Here is a 3,275-nt window from a genome sequence, read left to right on the forward strand (position 1 = left end):
CCGGTCAGCGCAAGGTGCCACTGCATGACCTGCATAGCGCGGCCTTGCTGCATGATATCGGCAAGGTCGGCATCTCGACGGAGCTTCTGAATGCCCCGCGTGCGCTCAGTGATGAGGAGCGTGTCACTATGCGCGATCATGCCAGTCATGGCGGACGCCTGTTGTTTACGCTGCGCGGCCCCCTGAGAGCGCTGGCCAGCCTGGTGGCGATTACCCACCACGAGGGCTGGAATGGCCAAGGGTATCCTGCCGGGTCCGCCGGGGGTGCCTTGCCACTGCATTGTCAGGTGGCCGCGATGATGGATGTCTTCGATGCCCTGGCCTCGCCGCGCGCCTACAAGCCGGGCTGGTCGTTGAAGCGTCTGGTCGGATTGTTCAGCGAGGAATCCGGCAAGCAGTTTGATCCTCGCCTGATTGCCCGCATGGCGCCGCTGTGGACATCGCTGCACGCCGAACATCGCCGTTTGTATGAGCAGACAAGCCAAAGGTGAGGCGGCGATGTCCGCACAAAAGGCAAAGCCCCCTGTCGAGAGTCTCGGCAGGGGGCTTTGTTACATCAGTACCCGCTAAAGGCGATCAGCGTTTCAAAATCCGCATCAGCAGCAGCGTTCACGCTTGATGGCGGCCCAGTCGGTTGCGGGGTGCTGGCGGCCGTGGTTGCCGGCGTAAGCCGCGACCTTGGGCGACTCCCAGCCTGCGAGAACATCGCCTTCCAGTCGATAGATCTCGACACCGAGCGGGTTGCAGGTCTCGAGCGGGTCACGCGCATCAGGGCCCCACAGGTCCACTGACAGATCGCCACCCGGGCAGCAGGACATCGCGCACAGCAGGTCCGTCTCGGCGAAGAACTCCAGGTAATCGCCCTTGCGTGCCGGGCAGGCCTTCATGAAGTACTTGTCTTCATTGTTGAGGCCGGTGCACTGGAAGATGTTGAGCACATCGTGGATATCGAATTCGGTCAGGCCCCAGGGCTCCACTGCGCGCACCAGATTGGAATGGCAGTGGTGATCGAAGTCCTCGCCGGTCAGCAGGCGATTGACGTAGGGGTCGCAGCGCGTGCCCAGCAGGTCATGCACGCGACCGCCTTCTGCATCGACGCCATAGTCGGCGAGGGTGTCATCGATGATGGTCGCCATCGGGCGCAGGTAGGGCAGTGTGGACCACAGGCGATCATAGGTGCTGACATGCGCGCGCTGCAGCTGGCGGGTGCGAGACGCCCACATGCGCTCACGCGGGTTTTGCAGGTTCCACATGTTGAAATCGCCGACCTGTGAACCCTCGGTGATCTTGATGCGCAGCACGTGGCCCGCCGGCACTTCCCACGCCAGGCCATCGCGCAGCGGCACGGTATGGGTCGCGACCAGGGTGCGCTCGGCCTTGCCTTCGGTGAGGCTGTCGTAGAAGTCGCGATCGACGTCCAGAATCGAACCCTTGCTGGCTTGATAGGCGGCAGGTACATCACTCATGACAGGACTCCTCGTGAGTCGAAATTGGATCTGATGACCAGGCCGGACTGCCTGGAATTCGCTGCCCGGCTGGGGGCTTTCGTGCACTGCCGGCAAGTGTGATGGCCGGCAGTGGCGGTATCTGCAGGGCACAGGGGGAGGTTCTCGGTCCCCCTGCGCGGGGTCAGGCCTGTTCGCGGCGCCAGTGCTTCATCAGACGGTCGAAGCAGGCGCTGGCGGCAGGTTCTGCGTTCATGCGGCTGACGAGGACGACGGCGATCAGGGCGAACAGGAAGCCGGGTACGACCTCGAACATGTCGAATATCTCCAGCGGGCCGCCGCTCAGCGGCTTCCAGATCGCGACGGTGAGGGCACCGACCAGCAGGCCGGCGATGGCGCCATTGCGGGTCATGCCACGCCAGAACAGTGACAGCAGGATGACGGGACCGAAGGCGGCGCCGAAGCCACCCCAGGCGTAGGACACCAGGCCGAGGATGCTGCTGTCACGCTCGCTGCCCATCACGGTGGCGAGCAGTGCGATGCCGATCACGCTGGCACGGCTCAGCCAGACCAGCTCCTTCTGCGTCGCCTTGGGGCGAATCAGGCCACGGTAGATGTCTTCGGCGATGGCGCTGGAGCAGACCAGCAGCTGGGAATCGACGGTGCTCATGATCGCGGCCAGGACGCCGGCCAGAATGAAGCCTGCCACCCAGGGGTTGAGCATGATCTGGCTCAGGGAGATGAAGACACGCTCGCTGTCCGTGAGACCGCCACCCAGCTCACCGCCGAACCAGTAGTAACCCAGCACGCCCACTGATACCGCAGCCGCCATGGTGATGGCGGACCACAGCAGGGCGATACGCCGCGACACCTTGATATCTTCACGCTTGCGCACGGCCATGAAACGCACCACGACGTGTGGCTGGCCACAGTAGCCGATCGCCCAGCCGGCCAGCGACAGCATGCCCAGGAAGGTCACGCCTTCCATCAGGCCACCGATGGGGGCGACATCCTGCGCCGCTGCCGGGGCGGCTGCGCCATCGCCGAACAGCGCCACTGCCGTCATGGCAGCCACGGCACACAGCGAGGCGGCCATCATCAGGCCCTGGATGAGGTCGGTCCATGAGGCGGCGAGGAAGCCACCGAGGAAGGTATAGCCGACGATGACCAGCGCGCCCAACCACAGTGCGACGCGGTAATCGATGTCGAAGAGCCCTTCGAACAGCACGGCACCACCGACCAGACCCGCCGAGACATAGAAGGTGAAGAACACCAGCATGACCACGGAAGACAGGGTACGCAGCACGCGTGAGCGGTCTTCGAAACGCGCTTCCAGATAATCCGGCACCGTCAGCGCATTGCCGGCCGCTTCGGTGAACACGCGCAGTCGCTCGGCGACCAGGGTCCAGTTCAGGTAGACGCCGACCAGGGTCCAGACCGCGATCCAGGCTTGCGAGAGGCCACCACTGAAGATGGCGCCGGGCAGGCCCATCAGGGCCCAGCCGCTGAGATCGGAAGCGCCGGCACTCAAGGCCGCGACGCTTGGCGGCAAGCCGCGTCCCCCGAGTATGTAATCCGACAGATTGTGGGTGATGCGATAGAAGTAGATGCCGATGCCCAGCATCAGCAGCAGATAGAGCCCGAACGACAGCAGGACAGGTAAGTTCATCCTAGGAGACCTCATGGTGACGCCGAGGCGTCTTGTTATTGTTCACCAGTGGTGTCGTGTTGCAGCAGGCTTGCGCGGAACAAGCAGCGGGGAGCTGGCAATATCACTGACACCTTCACCTTAGCCATGAGGTGGATTGCAGAAAACTGACCATTTTTCGT

General features: G+C 63.5%; 3 protein-coding genes. 1 reads left to right on the forward strand and 2 read right to left on the reverse strand.

The features are described 5' to 3' along the window. On the forward strand, positions 1–491 hold a 491-nt coding region (locus AC4FAH_RS14025), incomplete at its 5' end, for an HD-GYP domain-containing protein (RefSeq protein WP_490246255.1). 105 nt (positions 492–596) lie between these two features. Here the strand turns inward: AC4FAH_RS14025 and AC4FAH_RS14030 are convergent. Both AC4FAH_RS14030 and putP read right to left on the reverse strand, forming a co-directional pair. Further along, the gene (locus AC4FAH_RS14030) at positions 597–1,466 is read right to left on the reverse strand and encodes an urea carboxylase-associated family protein (RefSeq protein ID WP_288986497.1); all 870 of its coding nucleotides are present in this window, start codon (positions 1,464–1,466) and stop codon (positions 597–599) included. Between the two features lie 163 nt (positions 1,467–1,629). Then, positions 1,630–3,114, reverse strand: a complete 1,485-nt coding sequence (gene putP / locus AC4FAH_RS14035; RefSeq protein WP_192838179.1) for a sodium/proline symporter PutP — start codon at positions 3,112–3,114, stop codon at positions 1,630–1,632. Between the last annotated feature and the right edge of the window lie 161 nt (positions 3,115–3,275).

The sequence above is a fragment of the Cobetia sp. genome (assembly GCF_983723665.1).